This is a genomic window from Mycolicibacterium neoaurum ATCC 25795 (assembly GCF_000691525.1).
In the GTDB taxonomy this organism is placed as follows: domain Bacteria; phylum Actinomycetota; class Actinomycetes; order Mycobacteriales; family Mycobacteriaceae; genus Mycobacterium; species Mycobacterium neoaurum.
Genome location: NZ_JMDW01000024.1, coordinates 41,655 through 63,378, shown reverse-complemented (window position 1 = coordinate 63,378; position 21,724 = coordinate 41,655). Strand labels below are relative to the sequence as shown.

Annotated in this window: 15 protein-coding genes; 10 read left to right on the top strand and 5 right to left on the bottom strand. The window is 66.9% G+C overall.

The window, feature by feature from the left end:
- Positions 1–156: 156 nt before the first annotated feature.
- Positions 157–627, bottom strand: a complete 471-nt coding sequence (locus IC40_RS0125380) for a carboxymuconolactone decarboxylase family protein (protein ID WP_030137466.1) — start codon at positions 625–627, stop codon at positions 157–159.
- Positions 628–677: 50 nt separating this feature from the next.
- Here IC40_RS0125380 and pdxR point away from each other — a divergent pair, with 50 nt between their 5' ends.
- The gene (gene pdxR / locus IC40_RS0125375) at positions 678–2,084 is read left to right on the top strand and encodes a MocR-like pyridoxine biosynthesis transcription factor PdxR (protein WP_030137465.1); all 1,407 of its coding nucleotides are present in this window, start codon (positions 678–680) and stop codon (positions 2,082–2,084) included.
- On the opposite strand, the gene IC40_RS0125370 is transcribed toward pdxR, so the two are convergent.
- Complete coding sequence (locus tag IC40_RS0125370; protein WP_030137464.1) at positions 2,074–2,697, bottom strand: HD domain-containing protein; 624 nt, start codon at positions 2,695–2,697, stop codon at positions 2,074–2,076. The two genes, pdxR and IC40_RS0125370, sit on opposite strands and share 11 nt — an antisense overlap.
- Positions 2,698–2,726: 29 nt before the next feature.
- On the opposite strand from IC40_RS0125370, the gene IC40_RS0125365 reads away from it, so the two are divergent.
- Genes IC40_RS0125365 through IC40_RS0125345 form a run of 5 tightly spaced genes read left to right on the top strand, consistent with a single transcriptional unit; the run spans position 2,727 to position 10,465 of the window.
- Positions 2,727–3,137 (top strand): GtrA family protein, encoded by a 411-nt coding sequence (locus tag IC40_RS0125365; protein WP_030137463.1) that lies wholly within the window; start codon positions 2,727–2,729, stop codon positions 3,135–3,137.
- 40 nt (positions 3,138–3,177) lie between these two features.
- Positions 3,178–4,587: a decaprenylphosphoryl-beta-D-ribose oxidase gene (locus tag IC40_RS0125360; RefSeq protein ID WP_030137462.1), complete on the top strand. Its 1,410-nt coding sequence runs from the start codon at positions 3,178–3,180 to the stop codon at positions 4,585–4,587.
- A gap of 33 nt (positions 4,588–4,620) precedes the next feature.
- Positions 4,621–5,400 (top strand): decaprenylphospho-beta-D-erythro-pentofuranosid-2-ulose 2-reductase, encoded by a 780-nt coding sequence (locus IC40_RS0125355; protein ID WP_030137461.1) that lies wholly within the window; start codon positions 4,621–4,623, stop codon positions 5,398–5,400.
- The gene (locus IC40_RS0125350) at positions 5,400–7,250 is read left to right on the top strand and encodes a galactan 5-O-arabinofuranosyltransferase (RefSeq protein WP_030137460.1); all 1,851 of its coding nucleotides are present in this window, start codon (positions 5,400–5,402) and stop codon (positions 7,248–7,250) included. The genes IC40_RS0125355 and IC40_RS0125350 overlap by 1 nt, the downstream gene beginning before the upstream one ends.
- Entirely contained in the window at positions 7,250–10,465 is a 3,216-nt protein-coding gene (locus tag IC40_RS0125345; protein WP_036464364.1) for an arabinosyltransferase domain-containing protein, read from the top strand. Before IC40_RS0125350 ends, IC40_RS0125345 begins: the two co-directional genes overlap by 1 nt.
- A gap of 231 nt (positions 10,466–10,696) precedes the next feature.
- Here the strand turns inward: IC40_RS0125345 and IC40_RS0125335 are convergent, their stop codons facing one another.
- Together IC40_RS0125335 and IC40_RS0125330 are read right to left on the bottom strand one after the other, a co-directional pair.
- Complete coding sequence (locus IC40_RS0125335) at positions 10,697–10,921, bottom strand: hypothetical protein (protein ID WP_030137458.1); 225 nt, start codon at positions 10,919–10,921, stop codon at positions 10,697–10,699.
- Positions 10,922–10,927: 6 nt separating this feature from the next.
- On the bottom strand, positions 10,928–12,544 hold the full coding sequence (locus tag IC40_RS0125330; protein ID WP_030137457.1) for a GMC oxidoreductase: 1,617 nt from the start codon (positions 12,542–12,544) through the stop codon (positions 10,928–10,930).
- A 119-nt stretch (positions 12,545–12,663) separates the two neighbouring features.
- Between IC40_RS0125330 and IC40_RS0125325 the strand changes: the two genes are divergently transcribed.
- The 4 genes from IC40_RS0125325 (at position 12,664) to IC40_RS0125310 (ending at position 21,226) form a co-directional block, all read left to right on the top strand.
- Positions 12,664–13,797, top strand: a complete 1,134-nt coding sequence (locus IC40_RS0125325) for an alkane 1-monooxygenase (protein WP_019510922.1) — start codon at positions 12,664–12,666, stop codon at positions 13,795–13,797.
- Positions 13,798–13,905: 108 nt separating this feature from the next.
- Positions 13,906–17,100: an arabinosyltransferase domain-containing protein gene (locus IC40_RS0125320; protein WP_042509588.1), complete on the top strand. Its 3,195-nt coding sequence runs from the start codon at positions 13,906–13,908 to the stop codon at positions 17,098–17,100.
- A gap of 47 nt (positions 17,101–17,147) precedes the next feature.
- Positions 17,148–20,351, top strand: a complete 3,204-nt coding sequence (locus tag IC40_RS0125315) for an arabinosyltransferase domain-containing protein (protein WP_042509667.1) — start codon at positions 17,148–17,150, stop codon at positions 20,349–20,351.
- On the top strand, positions 20,348–21,226 hold the full coding sequence (locus IC40_RS0125310) for an MBL fold metallo-hydrolase (RefSeq protein ID WP_030137454.1): 879 nt from the start codon (positions 20,348–20,350) through the stop codon (positions 21,224–21,226). Before IC40_RS0125315 ends, IC40_RS0125310 begins: the two co-directional genes overlap by 4 nt.
- On the opposite strand, the gene IC40_RS0125305 is transcribed toward IC40_RS0125310, so the two are convergent.
- A complete protein-coding gene (locus IC40_RS0125305) occupies positions 21,142–21,663 on the bottom strand; it encodes an RDD family protein (RefSeq protein WP_234411548.1) in 522 nt (173 codons plus the stop codon). The genes IC40_RS0125310 and IC40_RS0125305 overlap by 85 nt on opposite strands.
- Positions 21,664–21,724 lie beyond the last annotated feature (61 nt).

The window sequence follows — 21,724 nt, the reverse complement described above, 5'->3', positions numbered from 1 at the left end:
CGCCGGGCCGAGAACGGGCCGCCCCCACACGATCCCGCACCCGCACCCAGAACCGGGCCTACCGAATAGCCCACGAACGCGCACACAACCGCGCGGCCATCGACGCCCACCCACCACCCTTCTGAAGGGCCGACGGAGGCGGCCTGGCGGTGCGATTCAGCGACGAGGGGCGGGCATCCGCGTCGCGACGTTGAAGCGGTTCCAGGCATTGATGGTCACGGCCAACGCGATCACCTGAGCGAGTTCCTTCTCGGTGAACACCTCGGCGGCGTTGGCGTACACCGCATCCGGCACATGTCCGTCGTGCAGTGACGTGATGGCCTCTGCCAACTCCAGCGCCGCGCGTTCGCGATCGGTGAACAGATCACCGGCCTCCTCCCAGGCCGCCACCAGCGCCAGCCGCTGCTCGGTCTCCCCCTGCTTGCGCGCATCCGCGACATGCATGTCGAGGCAGAACGCACAGTGATTGATCTGCGAGGCGCGGATCTTGACCAGCTCAGCGATCACCGGGTCGACGTCCTTGGCCGAGGCGGTGGATAACTTCATCATGGCGTCGTAGATCTCCGGTGAGACCTTGTAGATGTTGAGGCGATCGATTGCGTGGCGATTGTTCAGTGTCTGTGTCATGCCCACGACGCTACGACCCTAAAAGCCCACACGCATGGTTCAATCCGACGGTGAATTCATGGGCCAATTCGGGTGGGCGGGATCTACACCTAGATCTGCGTGCTGCCGTCACCCCACGCGCCCGCGGCACCCGGGAAGCCCTGGTGCACGCCCTGCGGGACGCCATCCGATCCGGTCGACTGCTCCCCGGCACCATGCTCCCGCCCTCGCGCACCTTGGCCAACGACCTCGGAGTGGCCCGAAACACGGTGGGCGAGGCCTACTCCGATCTGGTCGCAGCAGGCTGGCTGGCCTCCAGACAGGGTGCCGGCACCTGGGTGGTCAATACACCCACCACCGCAGCGCAGGCCCGCCCGCGCGGCACCCCAGGCATCCCGACCCACAACCTGATGCCGGGTTCCGGTGATGTCTCGCAGTTTCCGCGCAACGCATGGCTCACCTCCACCCGCCGCGCGCTGACCAACGCGCCCACCGAGGCACTGCGGATGGGCGACGCGAGCGGGCGCATCGAACTGCGCGAGGCCCTCACCGAATACCTGGGCCGGGTCCGCGGCGTGCGCACCACACCGGACCAGATCGTCATCTGCGCCGGCACCCGGCACGGCGTCGAGATCCTCACCCGCGCGCTGGGCGGCCCGATCGCCGTGGAGGCCTACGGACTCTTCCTGTTCCGCGACGCCATCGCCGCCAACGGCACGCGCAGCGTCCCGATCAACGTCGACGACGACGGCGCGGTGATCAGCGAACTGGACGCGACCGCGGCGACCGCGGTGCTGCTGACCCCGGCCCACCACTTCCCGCACGGGGTACCGCTGCATCCCGGCAGACGCACCGACGTCCTGGACTGGGCGCACCGCACCGGTGGCTATGTGTGGGAGGACGACTACGACGGCGAGTTCCGCTACGACCGCCAGCCCGTCGGCTCGGTGCAGGGTCTGGATCCCGACCGGGTGGTCTATCTCGGCTCGGCCAGCAAGAGCCTGTCCCCGGTATTGCGACTGGGCTGGATGGTGCTGCCAGCCGATCTGGTCGAGCCCGTCATCGCCGCGATGGGTGGTCAGCAGTTCTACGTCAACGCACTATCCCAACTCACGATGGCCGACTTCATCAGCTCCGGCGCCTACGACAAGCACATCCGCCGGATGCGGATGATCTACCGGAGACGGCGCGATCACCTGGCCACCGCACTGCAACCCCTCGGAATCGGCATCCGCGGCCTGTCAGCGGGCCTGCACCTGCAACTCGCTCTGCCGCCGGGCACCGAAGCCGAGATCATGCGCCGAGCCGGCGAGGCGGGAATCGGACTGTCAGGCCTGCACGTCCTGCGCCATCCCGACACGGGCCCCGACGTGCCCGAAACAGATGGCGTCGTCGTGAGCTTCGGCACTCCGGCCGAACATGCCTTTCCTGCAGCGGTCGATGCGTTGTGCCGGGTGCTCACCGGGCTCACCCGGTGAGGGCGGCCAACTCCATTTCCAGATTGCGCCGCGCCGCGGCCTCCCACAGGCGACGGCCGTCGGGCGTGCGATACAGCGAGGGTTCGGCGAGCAACGTCCTGATGATCCTGGCTCGGCCCGCCCGAAAGTCCGCATCGGACACATGGCCGTATTCGGCCCGCACCTTGGCGGTGTTGTTGCGGTATTCCTGCGGCTCCAGTGCGAGCACGGCCAGGTCGGCATCGGATAGCACCTGACCATTGCGGTCGGTCTCCGCTGGATTGTGCTCGGCGGTCATCCGCACCAGGCGGGCCACCTCGGCCACCAACGCTGCGTCGACACCGAGCGCGGCAAGCTCTGACTCGGCCAACAGCGCACTGTTCTCCTCGTCATCGGGCGCGCCGGCGTACACCGCATCGTGGAACCAGGCCGCCAGTCGCACGGCGTCCGGGTCATCGGCGTACTCGGCCAGCTCGTCGGCGGCGAGCAGCACGCCCTCCAGATGACCCCGATCGTGATAGCGCCGGTGCGGCTCCGACCAGCGGTTCAACAGCGCGGCACCGGCCGCGCCGATCTCCGGTGCGGTCGTGTGGCGCCCGAGCAGGGCCTGCCACTGCAGGAGCAGATCGGTCACCTCCCCATTGTTGCCCGTAAGCTGCCCGCGTGACCGCGACCCCGGAAAACGAGCCCCTGAGCCTGCGCGTCCAGGCGACCCGGTTCGTCATCACCGGAGGTCTGTCGGCGATCGTCGACTTCGGTCTCTACGTGCTGATGCTGCAGCTCGGGCTGCACGTCAACGTGGCCAAGACACTCAGCTTCATCGCCGGTACGACGACGGCCTACCTGATCAACCGCAGGTGGACCTTCCGGGCCGAACCCAGCCGGGCCCGATTCGTCGCAGTGATGGTGCTCTACGCGCTGACCTACGCCGTCCAGGTCGGCATCAACTACCTGTTCTACCTGCAGTTCGAGGGCCGACCGTGGCAGGTGCCGGTGGCATTCGTCATTGCCCAGGGCACGGCCACGGTGATCAACTTCGTCGTGCAGCGCACGGTGATATTCCGGCTGCGTTGAACCTGCCCCGGCAGCCCGACCGGTATCGTCTGCCACTGACATGACTACCGAACCCCACCTCGTTCCGCGCGCTCTGACCGGCTTCGGCCGCACCGCGCCGAGCGTGGCTCACGTGCTCTCGACCCCCGACGTCGAGGTCATCGCCGCCACCGTCAAGCGCGTGGCGGACGCCGCGGGCCACACGGGCACCGCATCATCGCCGTACACGCGCGGCATCGTCGCCCGCGGCCTCGGCCGTTCCTACGGCGATCACGCCTGCAACGGCGGCGGCATCGTCGTCGACATGACCCCGCTGAACCGCATCCACTCCATATCGAGTGAGACCGCGATCGCCGACGTCGACGGCGGCGTCAGCCTGGACCAGCTGATGAAGGCCGCGCTTCCGTTCGGTCTGTGGGTCCCGGTGTTGCCGGGCACCCGACAGGTCACCGTAGGCGGCGCCATCGGCTCCGACATCCACGGCAAGAACCATCACAGCGCGGGCAGCTTCGGCAACCATGTGCGGTCGTTGGATCTGCTGATGGCTGACGGTGAGGTGCGCACGCTCACCCCGGACGGCGACACGAGCGAACTCTTCTGGGCAACCATCGGCGGAAACGGGCTGACCGGCATCGTGATCCGGGCCCGGATCGCCATGACCCGCACCGAGACCGCGTATTTCATCGCCGACGGCGTCGCCACCCGCGACCTCGACGAGACGATCGCGGTGCATACCGACGGCAGCGAGGACAACTACACCTACTCCAGCGCCTGGTTCGACCTGATCAGCCCCCCGCCGAAGCTCGGCCGTGCCGCCGTCAGCCGCGGCAGCCTGGCCAAACTGGATCAGCTTCCGCCCAAGCTGGCGAAGAACCCGCTGAAGTTCGATGCCCCGCAACTGCTGAAGGTGCCCGACATCTTCCCGGTGAGTGCGATGAACAAGCTGTCGTTCACCGCGATCGGTGAGGTGTACTACCGCCTCGGCGGCACGTACTCCGGCAAGATCATGAACCTGTCGCAGTTCTACCACATGCTCGATCTCATCAGCGGGTGGAACAATGCTTATGGCCCAAAGGGTTTCGCGCAGCATCAGTTCCTGGTGCCGCCCGATGCGCTGGACGAGTTCAAGGCCATCATCCGCTGGATCCAGACCAGCGGGCAGTACTCCGCGTTGAACGTTTTCAAACTCTTCGGCCCCGGCAATCGGGCACCGCTGAGCTTCCCGATGGCCGGTTGGAACGTCGCGATGGACTTCCCCATCAAAGCCGGAGTCAACGAGTTCCTGAACGAACTCGACGACCGCGCAATGGAATTCGGCGGCCGGGTGTACACCGCAAAAGATTCCCGGGTGAGCGCCGAGAAGTTCCACAAGATGTACCCGCGCATCGACGAATGGATCGCCACCCGCCGCAAGGCGGACCCACACGGCGTGTTTGCCTCCGACATGGCTCGCCGTCTCGAACTCCTCTGACCGCGAGCCGCTCCAGAAAGGCCTTACCCCTCCATGATTGACGCGACCGGAAACCCGCAGACGATCCTGCTGCTGGGCGGTACCTCCGAGATCGGCTTGGCGATCGTCGAGCGCTATCTGCGCGACGCGAAGGCCCGGGTGATCCTGGCCGACCTGCCCGACTCGCCGCGCAAGACGGCCGCCGTCGCACAGCTGGAGGCTGCCGGCGCGAAGTCCGTGCAGTACCTGGACTTCGATGCGCTGGACACCGCAGCCCACCCCGCGGTGATCGACGCGGCCTGGGCCGACGGTGACGTCGACGTGGCGATCGTCGCCTTCGGCATCCTCGGCGATGCCGAGGAACTGTGGCAGAACCAGGCCAAGGCCGTGCTGACCGCACAGATCAATTACACCGCCGCGGTATCGGTCGGCGTGCTGGTCGGCCAGAAGATGCGCGCACAGGGCTTCGGCCAGATCATCGCGATGTCCTCGGTGGCCGGGGAACGAGTGCGCCGCTCCAACTTCGTCTACGGCTCGACCAAGGCCGGCCTGGACGGCTTCTACCTCGGTCTGGGCGAGGCCCTGCGCGAATTCGGTGTGCACGTCCTGGTGATCCGCCCCGGCCAGGTCCGCACCACCACCACCCTGGAGCACTGGAAGGCCACCGGCGCGAAGGAGGCCCCCTTCACCGTCGACAAGGAGGACGTCGCCGAACTGGCCGTCGCCTCCGCAGCCAAGGGCAAGGAGCTCGTCTGGGCACCAGGGCCGGTCAAGTACCTGATGTCCGTGATTCGGCACATCCCGCGGCCGGTCTTCCGCAAGCTTCCGCTCTGATGACCCTGGCGGCCAGGACGGCCGGCCAGATGCTGGCCGCGGCCGCCACCGCGACGGCGCTGGCCGTCATCGCACTGCTGGCGATCGCCCGTGTCGAGTGGCCCGCCTACAACTCCTCCAACCAGCTGCATGCGCTCACCACTGTCGGTCAATTCTTCTGCCTGGCAGGAGTTTTCGCCGCAGGTGTGTTGTGGCGACGCGGACGCCGACTGCTGGCGCGCATCGCGTCGGTGGTGTTTCTTTCGGCCTTCTCGGTGGTGACGCTGGCCATGCCGCTGGGCGCCACCCGGCTCTACCTGTTCGGCATCTCGGTCGATCAGCAGTTCCGCACGGAGTACCTGACCCGGCTGGCCGACAGCCCCGCCCTGCACGATATGACCTACATAGGCCTGCCGCCCTACTACCCGGCCGGCTGGTTCTGGCTCGGCGGTCGGATGGCGGATCTGACCGGCATGCCGGCCTGGGAGATGTTCAAGCCCTGGGCCATCATCTCGATCACCGCCGCGATCGCGGTCGCCTTGGTGCTGTGGACGGCGATGGTGCGCTTCGAGACAGCGCTGGCCGTGACCACCGCGACCGCGGCTGTCACCCTTGCTTACACCTCCGCCGAGCCCTACGCCGCCGTCATCACCGTCCTGCTGCCACCGGTTTTCGTGCTCGCCTGGTCGGGCCTGAAGGGCGCAAACCGGGCAGCCATCGTGGCTGCCGGGCTGTTCCTCGGTATGGCAGCACTGTTCTACACATTGTTGCTGGTGTATGCCGCCTTCACGATCACCCTCATGGCGCTGGTGCTCGCGGCTGCCCGGCGCAGTGTCGTGCCGCTGCTGCGGTTGCTCGTCATCGCCGTCATCGCCGGCGCCCTGGCGTTGTTGACCTGGGCTCCATACCTACTGGCCGCCTTGCGCGGAGCGCCTGCCGATACCGGGACCGCCAGGCACTACCTGCCGATGGACGGTGCCGAGCTGACCTTCCCGATGCTGGACTTCACCCTGCTGGGTGCGTTGTGCATGCTGGGCACCATCTGGCTGGTGGTGCACGCCCGCAGATCGTCGACGGCGGGCCCGCTGGCCGTCGGGGTACTGGCCGTCTACGCGTGGTCACTGCTGTCGATGCTCTACACGCTGCTGGGCACCACCCTGCTGTCGTTCCGACTGCAGCCCACGCTGTCCGTTCTGCTGGCCGCCGCGGGCACCTTCGGGTTCATCTGGCTGACGCAGGCCGCCGTCGCCCGCTATCAGCATCCGGGTCGGCACGTCGTCGCCGTCGCGGCCACCATCGGCCTGATCGGTGGGCTGACCTTCAGCCAGGACATCCCCGACGTCCTGCGCACCGATATCAACGTCGCATACACCGACACCGACGGTTACGGGCAGCGCGCCGACCGCAGGCCGCCGGGGGCCGAGCAGTACTACCGGGCGCTCGACGAGCGCATCAGGGAGGTCACCGGCCGCCCACCGAACGAGACAGTCGTGCTGACCGCCGACTACAGCTTCCTGTCCTTCTACCCCTACTACGGGTTCCAGGGCCTCACATCGCATTACGCAAACCCGTTGGCGCAGTTCGAGGCCCGTTCGGCCGCCATCGAGAGCTGGGCACTGCTGACCACACCCGAACAGTTTGCGACGGCCCTGGACCAGCTGCCCTGGCCCGCGCCGACGGTATTCCTGATGCGCCGAGGCGGGCCCGACAGCTATACCCTCCGACTGGCAGCCGATGTGTACCCCAACCAACCCAATGTCCGGCGCTACCAAGTGTCGCTGGACCCGGCGATCTTCGACGACCAGCGCTGGGACGTCTCGACCGAGGGACCGTTCGTGCTGGCCATCCGTAAACCACAGGCCAATGGTTGATGGCCGGACAACTACCATCTAGCTCCGTGAACGACACGGCGACCAACCACCGCACCGCCCGTCTGGTCGCCATCGTCGCCGGACTGCTGGGCACCATCCTGGCGATCGCGACGCCGTTCCTGCCGGTCACCCAGACCACCGCCACCCTCAACTGGCCGCAGAACAACACTCTGGACAGCGTCGACGCTCCCCTGATCGGCTACGTCGCCACCGACCTCAACATCACGATCCCCTGCAGCGCGGCGGCGGATCTCACCGGTCAGCGCAACGTGCTGCTCTCCACGGTGCCCAAGCAGGCCCCCAAGGCTGTCGACCGCGGCCTGCTCATCGAGCGGGTCAACAACGAGCTGCTGGTCATCGTGCGCAACACCCCGGTGGTCAGCGCGCCGCTGATCGATGTGCTCAGCCCGAACTGCCGGGAACTCAAGTTCACCGCACACGCCGACAAGGTCACCGGCGAGTTCGTCGGGCTGACCCAGGATTCGGATGATCCCAACCCCGGCGAACCCCGCCGCGGCGAACGCGGTGGGTACGACTTCCGCCCGCAGATCGTCGGCGTCTTCACCGACCTGTCCGGCCCCGCCCCACCCGGGCTGGCGTTCTCGGCCACCATCGACACCCGCTACAGCAGTTCGCCGACCCTGATCAAGACCCTGGTGATGGTGCTGGGCCTGCTGATGACGATCGCCTCGCTGATCGCGCTGCACCGTCTCGACAACGCCGACGGTATGCGACACCGTCGGTTCCTGCCCCAACGCTGGTGGTCGATCACCAAGCTCGACGCCCTGGTCGCCACCCTGATGGTGTGGTGGCATTTCGTCGGGTCCAATACCGCCGACGACGGCTACATCCTGACCATGGCCCGGGTTTCCGAGCACGCCGGTTACATGGCCAACTACTACCGTTGGTTCGGCACCCCGGAGGCGCCGTTCGGCTGGTACTACGACCTGCTGGCGCTGTGGGCGCACGTCTCCACCGCCAGCATCTGGTTGCGGCTGCCCACCCTGCTGATGGGCCTCGCATGCTGGTGGATCATCAGCCGCGAGGTGATCCCTCGGCTCGGTGTCGCGGTCAAACACTCCAGGCCCGCGGCCTGGACTGCGGCGGCGATGTTCCTGGCGTTCTGGCTGCCGCTGAACAACGGTCTGCGCCCCGAGCCGATCATCGCGCTGGGGATCCTGCTGACCTGGTGTTCGGTCGAGCGTGGCGTCGCCACCAGTCGGCTGCTGCCGGTGGCGGTGGCCCTGATCATCGGGGCCCTGACACTGTTCTCCGGTCCGACCGGAATCGCCGCGGTCGGCGCGGTCCTGGTCGCCGTCGGACCACTGAAGACGATTGTGGCCGCGCATGTTTCGCGCTTCGGCTACTGGGCACTGCTGGCTCCCGTGGCGGCCGCGGGCACCGTCACCCTGTTCTTGATCTTCCGCGACCAGACCCTGGTCGGCGAGATGCAGGCCAGTTCGTTCAAGTCCACCATCGGCCCGAGCCTGGCCTGGTTCGACGAGCACATCCGGTACTCGCGGTTGTTCACCACCAGCCCCGACGGATCGGTGGCGCGTCGCTTCGCGGTGTTGGCCATGCTGCTGGCCCTCGCATTGTCGATCGCGATGACGTTGCGCAAGGGCCGAATCCCCGGGACCGCGATCGGTCCCGCACAGCGGATGATCGGCATCACCGTCATCTCGTTCCTGTCGCTGATGTTTACCCCCACCAAGTGGACACACCACTTCGGCGTGTTGGCCGGCCTGGCGGGCTCGATCGGCGCGCTTGCGGCGGTGGCCATTGCCGCCGCGGCGATGAAGTCCAAACGCAACCGCACCGTCGTCACCGCGATGATCCTGTTCGTGACGGCGTTGTCGTTCGCCACCGTAAACGGGTGGTGGTACGTCTCGAACTTCGGCGTCCCGTGGTCGAACGACTTCCCTGCCTTCGGGTTCGGGTTCACCACCATCCTGCTCGGCTTCTCGGCGCTCGCCCTGTTGGTCGCCGCGTACCTGCACTTTTCGGCACGGCCGGCACCGCAGCGGCCGTGGACACGCTTCACCGGTGCCCCGTTGGCCGTGATCGCCTGGGCCGTGGTGCTGTTCCAGGTGGTTTCCCTGACGATGGCGGTGGTGACCCAGTACCCGGCGTGGACGGTCGGCCGATCCAATCTCGAGGCGCTGACCGGCAAGTCCTGCGGACTGGCCACCGATGTCATGGTCGAGCAGGATCCCAATGTCGGGATGCTCACGCCGGTTGACGTCCCGGTCGGTGACGCATTGGGGGCAGTGACCGCCGACGGCTTCCGTCCCAACGGGATTCCGGACGATATCGAGGCCGATCCGGTGATGAACCAGCCCGGTGACAGCAATTTCGCCGACTCCGAGGCCAGCGACGAGACCGGCAGCGAGCCAGGCACCGAGGGCGGTACCACTGCAGCGGCCGGCGTCAACGGTTCGCAGGCCCGACTGCCCTACAACCTCGATCCGGCCCGCACTCCGGTGCTGGGCAGCTGGCGCTCCGGACCCCAGCAACCGGCCAAACTGCGGTCGGCCTGGTACCGACTGCCACCGCGCGACGAGCGCGGCCCGCTGTTGGTAGTGGCCGCAGCAGGCCGGTTCGACGCCGGCGAGGTGTTGGTGCAGTGGGCCACCGACGAGCAGGCGTCCGCCGACAAGCCGGGTGGCACAATCGGTTTCGCCGACGTGGGTGCGGTGCCGGCCTGGCGCAACCTGCGCGCTCCGATGTCTGCCATTCCAGGTGAGGCCACCCAGGTGCGGCTGGTGGCCTCCGATGACGACCTGGCACCCCAACACTGGATCGCCGTCACTCCGCCGCGGATCCCCGAACTGCGTACCCTGCAGGACGTCGTCGGGTCAGACGATCCGGTGATGCTGGATTGGCTTGTGGGCTTGGCCTTCCCGTGCCAGCGGCCGTTCTTCCACAACAACGGCGTGACCGAGGTGCCCAAGTGGCGCATCCTGCCGGATCGCTTCGGGGCAGAGGCGAATTCGCCGGTGATGGACTACCTCGGCGGCGGTCCGCTCGGGATCACCGAACTCCTGCTGCGCGCGGTGCCGGTACCGACATATCTGCGCGACGACTGGTTCCGCGACTGGGGTTCGCTGCAGCAGTTGCGGCAGTTCTACCCGAACGCGAAACCCGCAGAGCTGGAACTCGGCACCGCTACCCGCAGTGGGCTGTGGAGTCCGGCGCCGCTGCGGCCGAGCTAGCGAAAGTGTTTCAGCCCCTCTCTTGCACCTGAGATAATTGATCGGTGGCGCGCAACTCACGCCGCGCAGTTGGCCCAACTGGCCGACGAGATGGTCCCGGCGGTAGCGCACTACTTGGACGAGTCGGCGACCGCGCCCTCAACGCAGAGCATCGATGAGTTCTCCCGGCTCGGCCGTGAATTCGACGACAGCCTGGCCGGTCTCGACGCAGTTTGCGCTGACCGTTGAACGCTACGTGTTCTTCGGAGCCTCGGTCGGCTCGCCGTCCTCCCAGTACGCCCACTCCGGCAACGGCGTCGGCGGGACAACACACTTTTGTGACAGCGATCCCAGATTCGGGTCCGCTTCCGTGCGAAAGTTTGTCGTCTTGCTCTTTCGCACGTAGGTGGCGATGAAGACGAGGACCGCCACGCCGATGAAAACGACCAAGGACACCTTCAGAACCGTGAGCAGCATCAGTGCCTACTTGCGGCCCTGCAGGATCGCCTCGATATTGCGTTCGGCCAGCGCGGTGATCGACATGTACGGGTTGCAGCCGATATACCCCGGAACGAGCGACGCGTCGTTGACATAGAGATTCTCGTAACCGTTGACCCGCCCGAAGGCATCGGTGGCAACACCCCGCACACACCCACCCAATGGGTGAACAGTGTTGGGCGCGAAGGCTTTCCCCTCGAACAGGTCATCGCGGTAATCCACCCCGTTGGCCTGCGTCACCTTGTCGAAGACGAGCTTGGCCCGCTCGATCAGGCGGTCGGTGTTGCTCTGCGGCCAATCGATGGAGATGGCGTCGGACGCGCGGTCATAGCTGATCACCGCGCGATCGCCGGTGCGGACCATGGCGTAGTAGCCCAGCGCATGGGTCTCCAGCGGCAGCGGTAGCGAGAACATGCTGGCGTACACCGGGTTGTCCGGATCGTTGCGACCGTCCAGGTTGATCATGCCCAGCAGCGACTGCAGGGTACCCACCGGATCCTGCTCGGCGGTGTTGTGGGCCACCATGATGTCCCCGTTGTTGCCATAACCCTCACCGACCTCGTCGGACAGGTCGGCAAGATCGCCGTTCTCACGCGCGCGCAGTAGCAGCTCAGCCGTCCCGACCACGCCGGCCGCCAGATACAGCTGCTCGCAACCGATCTCGTTGCGCGACAACTCTTTGCCCCACCGATCGATCTCGCGGATGGACACCACGTACTCCCCGGAGGATTCGCGGCGGATGCCGGTCACCTCGGTCAGCGGACGCAACGTCACCTTGCCGGTGGCCAACGCCGCGGCGATGTAGGTCTGATCCACACTGCCGAAGCGTCCGTAGTTGTTGCCGTACTGGCATTCCCAGTCCAGTGCCGACTTCGGCGCCTGGCCGGCGGCCTCCGAGACCATGTAATCGAACGAGTAGGCGCTTCCGTTGTAGTCCACTCCGTAGCCTGCCGCCTCGGCATAACTGCGCCCCACCCGCGCATATTGGAAGTAGGGGGTCTGCTCGAACCAGCCCATATCGCGATAGCTGATCTTCAGCGTGGTCTTGGCCCGCTCGACATAGGTGCCGAGGAACTCGTTGGGGTCGATGTCGGGGAAGGCCGCCCGCACCTGATCCGGCGTGGGTATCGCGGCGATCGCGGCGTTCACCATCGAGCCACCACCGACCGCTATCCCGCGGAAGACCTCGTGGGCGCCGTAGGTGATCTTGTCGCAGATGCCCGCCTGGACCGGCTGCGAACCAGGATTCTGGGCAGCGACCGCGTTGACCGATATGCCGCCGAATGAGGGCACCAGGCTCGGTGGCACATCGCGGAACCAACCCGCCCGGGTGTCGGCGGGCAACATTTTGCTGAACCGCTTACCGTCCTCGTCCGGGGTGTCCCAGAGCCGACCGCGCTCCAGGATCAGCGTTTCGACGCCGGCCTCCCCCAAACGCAACGCGCTGACGCCCCCGCCGTACCCGCTGCCGACCACGATGGCCTGGTGAAACGCGCGATCGGCCGGTCGCTCGCCGGACTCGGTCCGCTGGCACGCCACCACGGCGCCGGCACCGGCCGCCGCACCGAGCGCGACACCCAGGAACCGCCGTCTTGTCAGCAAAACCGGTCCACCCTCACAGCAAAATCCCCCTTCGTTATCGTCCCGTGTTTGCACTGCTCTGAGAACCAGGTTAAATGGTTCAGGAAACTCGCTCACTGTCCAGCTTGCAAGGATACGAAGTGCTCGACCCGCAGACCCGCACAACGCGCAGGTGGCGCGATGCGAAAAGGTACTTGTGGCTGCTCGGCGCCGTCGTCCCCGGCCTGGTGGGGCTGGCCTGGTTGCTGGTCCAGCTGACCGGTTCCGCGATCTTCTGGTGGGTGGGTCCGATGATGGCCTTCATCGTGATCCCCATCGTTGACCAGCTAATTGGCACTGACGACGGTTACCTCACTGGCAACGCACTCGCGCACCTCGAAACCGACCCGTTCTACCGGTGGGCGAACTATCTCTATCTGCCAGGTCAATACCTGTCGCTGATCTTTGCCTGCTGGCTCTGGGCCGGCGGCGGTTGGGTCACCATGACGTTGCCGGACAAGCTGGGCCTGATGTTCACCGTGGGCATCGTCGGCGGAATCGCGATCAACGCCGCCCACGAACTGGGCCACCGCCGCGACACGCTGGAGCGCAGGCTCAGCAAGATCGCCCTGGCCCAGACCGGCTACGGGCACTTCTTCGTCGAGCACAATCGCGGCCATCACGTGCGAGTCGCCACTCCGGACGACCCGGCCAGCGCGCGATTCGGCGAGAGCATCTACCGGTTCATCCCCAGGTCCGTGCTGGGCGGGCTGCGTTCTGCCTGGCAACTGGAGACCGCACGGTTGGCGAAGGCAGGCAAGTCGAAGTGGTCACCGGCCAACGACATCCTCAACGCCTGGTTGCTGACCGCGGTGTCGTTCGCCGTCCTGATCGTCTGGTTCGGCGCCGTGATCACGCCGTATTTGCTGGGACAGGCCGTCATCGGCATCTGCCTGTTGGAGACCGTCAACTATCTGGAGCATTACGGGTTGCGCCGCCAGCGGGTCGGAAGCGGACGCTACGAGCGGGTCGGGCAGCGACATAGCTGGAACAGCAACACCCTGATGGCCAACGTGTTCCTGTACCACCTGCAGCGCCACTCCGACCACCACGCCAACCCGCAGAAGCCCTACCAGACCCTGCAGCCGTCGGACATCGCCCCGCAACTGCCGACCGGTTACGGCAGCATGCTGGTGCTGGCCTGGTGCCCGCCGTTGTGGCGCCGGGTGATGGATCCGCGGGTTCTTGCCCACTACGGCGGCGACGCCAGCCTGGTCGCCGTCCGCCCAGATTGATTTCCAGCGCGGGTCACGGGACGGCACACCAAGGCTCGTCGCTTACTGTTGAACCTCGTGCCCACTAGGACCATCCGCCTCGTAGCCATCATCGCGGGCCTCGTCGGCATGGTGCTCTGCGCTCTTGCGCCCTTGTTGCCGGTTCGGCAGAGCACGGCGACGATCCAATGGCCGCAAACAGCCGGCGCCGACGGCTTCATCAGCGATGTCACCGCCCCGCTGGTATCGGGAGCACCGCGCGAACTGGACGTGACCATCCCGTGCCAGGCCATCGCCACGCTGCCCGCCGACGGCGGGCTGGTGTTCTCGACGATCCCGCCGGGCGGTATCGACGCCGGACGCAACGGATTGTTCGTCAACGCCAATGCCGACGTCGTGTACGTGGCCTTCCGGGACACCGTCGCCGCGGTGGCCCCGCGCGATGCCGTCGCTTCCGGGGCCTGCGGCGACCTGCACATCTGGGCCGACGTCGACGCCGTCGGCGCCGATTTCATCGGTATCCCCGGCGCGCGCGGCGAACTGGACGTGGACAAACGTCCGCAGGTCGCGGGCCTGTTCACCGAACTGCCGGTCGGTCTCGACTCTGGCGTGCGGGCGCGGGTCGACATCGACACCCGGTTCATCACCAGTCCGACCGCGCTGAAACTGGCCGTCATGGTGCTGGGCACCGCGTCGGTGCTGGCCTCGATCATCGCGCTGGCCCTGTTGGACCGCACGACGGGACGCCGCCTACGGGGTTGGGACCGCCGTCGCACGGGCTGGGCGACGTGGCTTGCCGATGCCGGCGTGCTGAGCTCCTTGTTGCTCTGGCATATCGTCGGCCCGCAGTCATCCGACGACGGCTACAACCTGACGATCGCCCGGGTATCGTCCGACGCCGGTTACGTCACCAATTACTACCGCTACTTCGGCGCATCCGAGGCCCCGTTCGACTGGTACCAGAGCGTGCTGGCACATCTGGCCTCCATCAGCACCGCCGGAGTCTGGATGCGGCTGCCCGCCACCCTGGCCGCCATCGGCACCTGGCTGATCCTCAGCCATTTCGTGCTGCCCCGCCTCGGTGCCCGACTGGCCCACAACCGGATTGCACTGTGGACCGGTGGCGCGGTCTTCCTGGCCGCCTGGCTGCCCTTCAACAACGGTCTGCGACCCGAACCGTTGATCGCGTTCGGCGTGCTCCTGGTCTGGATGCTCGTCGAGATCTCGGTGGCGCGAAGGATCCTGTGGCCCACCGCGCTCGCCATCGTGATCGCCGTGTTCAGCGTGACGCTGGCACCGCAGGGACTGATCGCGCTCGCCCCGCTGCTCGTCGGCGCGCGCGCCGTCACCCGGATGATCGCCGCCCGCAGGCCGGATCAGGGGCTGCTGGCCCAGCTCGCCCCGCTGGGCGCCGCCGCCGCGGTGTTGTTCGTGGTGGTGTTCCGTGACCAGACGCTGGCCACCGTCGCCGAGTCCGCGCGCATCAAGTACACCGTCGGACCCACGATCGCCTGGTACCAGGAGTTCCTGCGGTACTACTTCCTGACCGTCGAAGACAGTGTCGACGGTTCGATGACCCGGCGGTTCGCGGTCCTCATCCTGCTGCTGTGCCTGTTCGGGCTGCTGATGGTGCTGCTGCGCCGCGGCACCGTCCCCGGCGCGATGAACGGTCCGGTGTGGCGCTTGATCGGCACCGCCGGGATCGGCCTGTTGCTGCTGCACTTCACGCCGACCAAGTGGGCCGTGCAGTTCGGCGCCTTCGCCGGGCTGGCGGGAGCACTGGGCGCCGTGACGGCGTTCGCGCTGGCGCGGGTCGGCCTGCACAGCCGGCGCAATCTCGCGCTGTACGTGACGGCCCTGCTGTTCGTGCTCGCCTGGGCCACCTCGGGTATCAACGGCTGGTTCTATACCGGCAACTACGGGGTGCCCTGGTTCGACAAGCAGCCCGTGATCCTCGGTTTCCCGGTGACGACGATCTTCCTCGTGCTGGCGATCGTCGGTGGACTGCTCACCGCCTGGCTGCACTTCCGTATCGACTACGCCGGGCACACCGAGGTGGCCGACACCGGCCGAAACCGGGCGCTGGCATCGACGCCGTTGCTCGTGGTCGCCGTGATCATGGTGGTGCTCGAGCTCGGCTCGATGGTCAAGGCGACCGTGGGCCGCTATCCCGTCTACACGACAGGGCTGGCCAACCTGTCTGCGTTGCGGTCCGGTCTGTCGGGCACCAGTTGCGCGATGGCCGACCACGTCTTGGTCGAGGCCGACACCAATGCCGGTCTGCTGGAACCGGTCCCGGGTCAGCGCTACGGCCGGTACGGACCGCTCGGTGGGGAGAACCCGGTCGGGTTCACCCCCAACGGCGTCAGCGACACCCTGGAACCCGCCGAACCCGTCGCAGCGAATCCGGGCACCGTGAACTCCGACGGCCCGGTCGACAAACCCAATATCGGTGTCGGTTACGCCGCCGGTACCGGCGGTGGGTACGGGCCGGAAGGAATCAACGGGTCGCGGGTGTTCCTGCCCTTCGGCCTCGATCCGGCACGCACCCCGGTGATGGGCAGTTTCGACGAGAACACCGTGGCCGCCAAGGCGACATCGTCGTGGTACCAGTTGCCGCCGCGCACACCGGACCGTCCACTGGTGAGCGTCGCCGCCGCAGGCGCGATCTGGTACTACGAGGAGGACGGGTCGTTCAAATACGGCCAGTCGCTGAAGCTGCAGTGGGGTGTCCACCGGCCGGACGGGTCCTATGAGGCGCTCAACGAGGTCCAGCCCATCGACATCTTCCAGCAGAAGGCTTGGCGCAACCTGCGTTTCCCGCTGACGACGGCACCCCCGGAGGCCAACGTCGCCCGCATCGTGGCCGATGACCCGAACCTGTCGGAGGACCAGTGGTTCGCCTTCACACCGCCACGGGTGCCGGTGTTGCAGACCGCGCAGGAGTATCTGGGCAGCCAGACCCCGGTCATGATGGACATCGCGACCGCGTCGAACTTCCCGTGCCAGCGCCCGTTCGGCGAACATCTCGGCGTGGCGGAACTTCCCGAGTACCGGATCCTGCCGAACTTCAAGCAGATGGTGGTGTCGTCGAATCAGTGGCAGTCCGCCGAGGATGGCGGGCCTTTCCTGTTCATCCAGGCACTGTTGCGCACCTCGACGATCCCGACCTACCTGCGTGACGACTGGTATCGCGACTGGGGATCGCTGGAACGCTACGTGCGCGTCGTGCCCGCCGACCGGGCGCCCAAGGCAGCCATCGAAGAAGGGACACAGAACGTGTACGGCTGGAGCCGCGGCGGACCGATCAGGGCGCTGCCGTGAGTGAGCGCGCGAACGGACAGAAAACCCCGCACGGCGAGACATCTGCCGTGAGTGCGACGGTGAAGGAACAGTGGGCGCAGTCCGATCCTGCCCGTGACGTCCAGATCGCCAGGTGGGTCGCGGTGATCGCGGGTCTGCTGGGTTTCGTGATGGCGGTGGCGGTTCCGCTGTTGCCGGTCACCCAGACCACCGCAACGCTCAACTGGCCGCAGAACAACCAACTGGACAACGTCACCGCACCGCTGATCTCGCAGGCACCGGTCAGCCTGACCGCGACGGTGCCCTGTTCGGTGATCCAGGGCATGCCGGCCGACGGTGGCTTGATCATGGGTACCGCGCCCGCCAAGGGACGGGATGCGGCGCTGAACGCGATGCTGGTGACCGCCAGCGAGGACCGCGTCGACGTCATCGTCCGCAATGTGGTGGTCGCCAGCGTCGAACGCGACCGGATCGGCGGTTGCTCGAGAATCGAGATCATCTCCAACCACGATGGCACGTATGCCGATTTCGTCGGCCTGACCAAGGATGACGGCTCACCGCAGCGAACCGGTTACCCGGACCCCAATCTGCGGCCGGCCATCGTGGGCGTGTTCACCGACCTCACCGGACCTGTCCCGCAAGGGTTGTCACTGTCGGCAGATATCGACACCCGGTTCACCACACACCCGACGCCGGCGAAGCTCGCGGCGATCGTGCTGGCGATCCTGTCCACTTTCATTGCGCTGCTTGCACTGTGGCGGTTGGACCGCACCGACGGCCGACGGATGCGTCGCCTCATTCCGACCCGCTGGCGGACCTTCACCGCGGTGGACGCTTTCGTCGTGGGCATCTTCGTCCTCTGGTACATCATCGGCACCAACTCCTCCGATGACGGCTACCAGATGCAGATGGCCCGCACCGCCGAACATTCCGGGTACATGGCCAACTACTTCCGGTGGTTCGGCGTCCCGGAGGATCCGTTCGGCTGGTACTACAACGTCCTGGCGTTGATGTCGCAGGTGAGCACCGCAGGCATCTGGATGCGGCTGCCGGATCTGATCTGTTCGCTGGTCTGCTGGGTGTTGCTGTCGCGGGAAGTGCTGCCTCGCCTCGGCCCGGCCGTGATCGCCAGCAGGCCCGCACTGTGGGCCGCGGGCCTGGTGCTGATCGGCGCATGGATGCCCTTCAACAACGGTCTTCGCCCGGAAGGGCAGATCGCCACCGGTGCGCTGATCACCTACGTCCTCATCGAACGCGCCGTCACCTCGGGCCGGCTCACCCCGGCCGCGCTGGCGATCTTCACGGCCGCGTTCACCCTCGGTATCCAGCCGACCGGGTTGATCGCGGTGGCGGCACTGGTCGCCGGCGGCCGACCCATCCTGCGGATCATCATGCGCAGGCGGCACACCGTCGGCCTGTGGCCACTGCTGGCACCACTACTGGCCGCGGGCACCGTGATCCTGGCGGTGGTGTTCGCCGACCAGACGCTCGCGACGGTGCTGGAGGCCACCAGGATCCGGACGGCCATCGGCCCCAGCCAGGAGTGGTACACCGAGAACCTGCGCTACTACTACCTGGTGCTGCCGACCGTCGACGGTGCGATCTCGCGGCGGTTCGCCTTCCTGTTCACCGCGCTGTGCCTCTTCCCGTCGCTGTTCATGATGTTGCGTCGCAAGCGGATCGCGGGCATCGCGCGGGGTCCGGCCTGGCGACTGATGGGCATCATCTTCGCGACGATCTTCTTCCTGATGTTCACCCCGACCAAGTGGATCCACCACTTCGGCCTGTTCGCCGCGGTCGGCGGAGCGATGGCGGCGCTGGCCACCGTGATGGTCTCGCCGGCGATCCTGCGTTCGGCACGTAACCGGATGGCCTTTTTGGCCTTGGTGTTCTTCGTGCTGGCGCTGTGCTTCGCATCTGTCAACGGGTGGTGGTACGTCTCCAACTTCGGTGTGCCGTTCAACAATTCGGTACCCGCGATCGGCGGTGTCACCGTCAGCACGATGTTCTTCGCGCTGTTCGGTGTCGCGGCGCTGTGGGCCTTCTGGCTGCACGTGTCGGGTAAGACAGAATCCCGACTGGTCGACAGGCTCACGGCCGCACCGGTTCCGTTGGCCGCCGGCTTCATGGTCGTGATCTTTGTCGCGTCGATGGCCATCGGTGTGGTCCGCCAATACCCGACCTACTCCAACGGCTGGGCCAACATCCGCGCCTTCGCCGGGGGCTGCGGGATGGCCGACGACGTACTCGTCGAACCGAATTCCAACGACGGCTTCCTACGCGCACTGCCCGGCGACTACGGACCGCTCGGCCCGCTGGGCGGCACCGATCCCGCCGGGTTCAGCCCGGATGGGGTGCCCGATCGCATCATCGCCGAGGCGATTCGGTTGAACAACCCGCAGCCGGGCACCGATTACGACTGGAACCGGCCGGTGCGGTTATCGCGCCCGGGAATCAACGGATCCCGGGTACCGCTTCCCTACGGGCTCGATCCCGCCCGGGTGCCGGTGGCAGGCACCTATTCCACCGGCGCACAGCAGGAAAGCCGGCTGGCCTCGGCATGGTACGAACTGCCGCCCGCCGACGACGCGCACCCACTCGTCGTCATCACCGCCGCGGGCACCATCACCGGCACCAGCGTGGCCAAGGGACTCACCACCGGCCAGACCGTCGAGCTGGAATATGCGACCGCCGGTCCCGACGGTGTTCCCGTGCCCGCAGGCCGGGTCGCCCCCTACGACATCGGCCCCACGCCGTCGTGGCGCAACCTGCGCTACCCGCGGGCCCAGATCCCCACCGATGCCGTGGCAGTGCGGGTCATCGCCGAGGATCTGTCGCTCGGCCAGGGCGACTGGATCGCGGTGACACCGCCGCGGGTGCCGGAGGTCCGCTCGGTGCAGGAGTACGTCGGTTCCACCCAACCGGTCCTGATGGACTGGGCGGTGGGCATGGTCTTTCCGTGCCAGCGGCCGATGCTGCACGCCAACGGTGTGACCGAGGTGCCGAAGTTCCGCATCTCCCCGGACTACTACGCCAAGCTGCAGAGCACCGACACCTGGCAGGACGGCATCAACGGCGGCCTGCTGGGAATCACCGACCTGCTGCTGCGGGCATCGGTGATGTCGACCTACCTGTCCCACGACTGGGGGCAGGACTGGGGTTCGCTGCGCCGCTTCGACACGATCGTCGATGCGGAGCCCGCCGAGATCGAACTGGGCACCAGCACGCACTCGGGTCTGTACTCCCCTGGTGACATCCGGATCGGGCCGTGAGCACACGCCTGGGCAACGCCGTCCTGAGCCGGGTGGTGGAGACGTCGTTCGCGCCGGGTTTCACGATGTTCGGCGGCACACCGGAACACGCATGGGCCGAGAATGCCGACCTGCTCGCGCCGAGCTTCGTCGACCTGGAGGCACGCACCTGGCGCGTGGCCATCCAAACCTGGGTGCTCGACGTCGACGGGTTGCGCATCCTGATCGACACCGGGGTCGGCAACGGTAAACGGCGCCCGGCGATCCCGGTGCTCGACGGATTGGACACCGGATTTCTGGCTGCGCTGGAATTGGCCGGTGTGTCACCCGAGAGCGTCGACATCGTGGTGAACACCCACCTGCACAGCGATCACGTCGGGTGGAACACCCGAGCCGATGGTGCCGAGTGGGCGCCGACCTTTCCCAACGCGCGATACCTGATGCCGGAGGCAGACTTTCGGTACTTCGGCCCCGACGGTGCCGGGTGTGACGACGCGGCGCGCATCGTCTTCGACGACAGCGTGGCTCCGGTGTACGAGGCCGGGCAGGTCGAATTGTTCGGCGGTGACCATCAGCTGAGTGAATCGGTGTGGTTGCGGCCGGCCGCCGGGCATACGCCCGGCTCGTCGGTGCTGTGGCTGGATGCCGGTGCACCCGCGGTCTTCGTCGGCGACCTGACCCATTGCGCCATCCAGATTCCGCGCCCAGGTGACGCCTGCGCCTTCGATTGCGATGCCGCACAAGCCGTTGCGACCCGCACGCGGGTGTTCACCGAGGCGGCACGCCGCCGCGCCACCGTCATCCCGGCGCACTATCCCGGCCACGGCGGCGCCACGTTGGTGGCGCGCGGCGATGCCTTCCTGGTGGACGACTGGCTGGATATCGAACCGATCTGAGTCCTGAGATAGACAACCCGGCTGCCCAGGACGATGTCCTGCAGTGATCGCCGACGCTTGTCGACGACCACCCACAACAGACCCAGGGGAAAGAGCACGCAGGCCGCCGCGCGGATGACCGCGAATACCGGTGCCAGCCGATCACCGTGACGTCCGGTCACCCGCAGGCCCATGAACGCCGCACCCGCCGTGCAGCCCGATACCGTCCAGCAGCCGGCCAGATAGAGCACCGCGACGGTGAACATGACCGCGGTGGAGAACACCGCGTTGACCGTGGGCAGGCTGAACGAGGTGGGATTGAACATGAGTCGGACCAGCACGAGGCCCACATACAGGGCGCCCAGCGCCACTGCGACGACGACGATGTCCAGGACCGCGGCGGCCCCGCGGCTCACGATGCCCGCCGAGCGAGGCTTGCCGAGCGAGCCAACCGGCACCGAGCGAGGCTTGCCGAGCGAGCCAACCGGCACCGAGCGAGGCTTGCCGAGCGAACGTTTC

Bases quoted from the DNA above. Each gene is read 5' to 3' on its own strand.
- IC40_RS0125360 (WP_030137462.1), top strand. From the start codon at position 3,178: ATGACTACCGAACCCCACCTCGTTCCGCGCGCTCTGACCGGCTTCGGC.
- IC40_RS0125335 (WP_030137458.1), bottom strand. From the start codon at position 10,921: ATGCTGCTCACGGTTCTGAAGGTGTCCTTGGTCGTTTTCATCGGCGTG.
- IC40_RS0125380 (WP_030137466.1), bottom strand. From the start codon at position 627: ATGACACAGACACTGAACAATCGCCACGCAATCGATCGCCTCAACATC.
- IC40_RS0125355 (WP_030137461.1), top strand. From the start codon at position 4,621: ATGATTGACGCGACCGGAAACCCGCAGACGATCCTGCTGCTGGGCGGT.
- IC40_RS0125350 (WP_030137460.1), top strand. From the start codon at position 5,400: ATGACCCTGGCGGCCAGGACGGCCGGCCAGATGCTGGCCGCGGCCGCC.
- IC40_RS0125345 (WP_036464364.1), top strand. From the start codon at position 7,250: ATGGCCGGACAACTACCATCTAGCTCCGTGAACGACACGGCGACCAAC.
- IC40_RS0125320 (WP_042509588.1), top strand. From the start codon at position 13,906: ATGGTGCTCTGCGCTCTTGCGCCCTTGTTGCCGGTTCGGCAGAGCACG.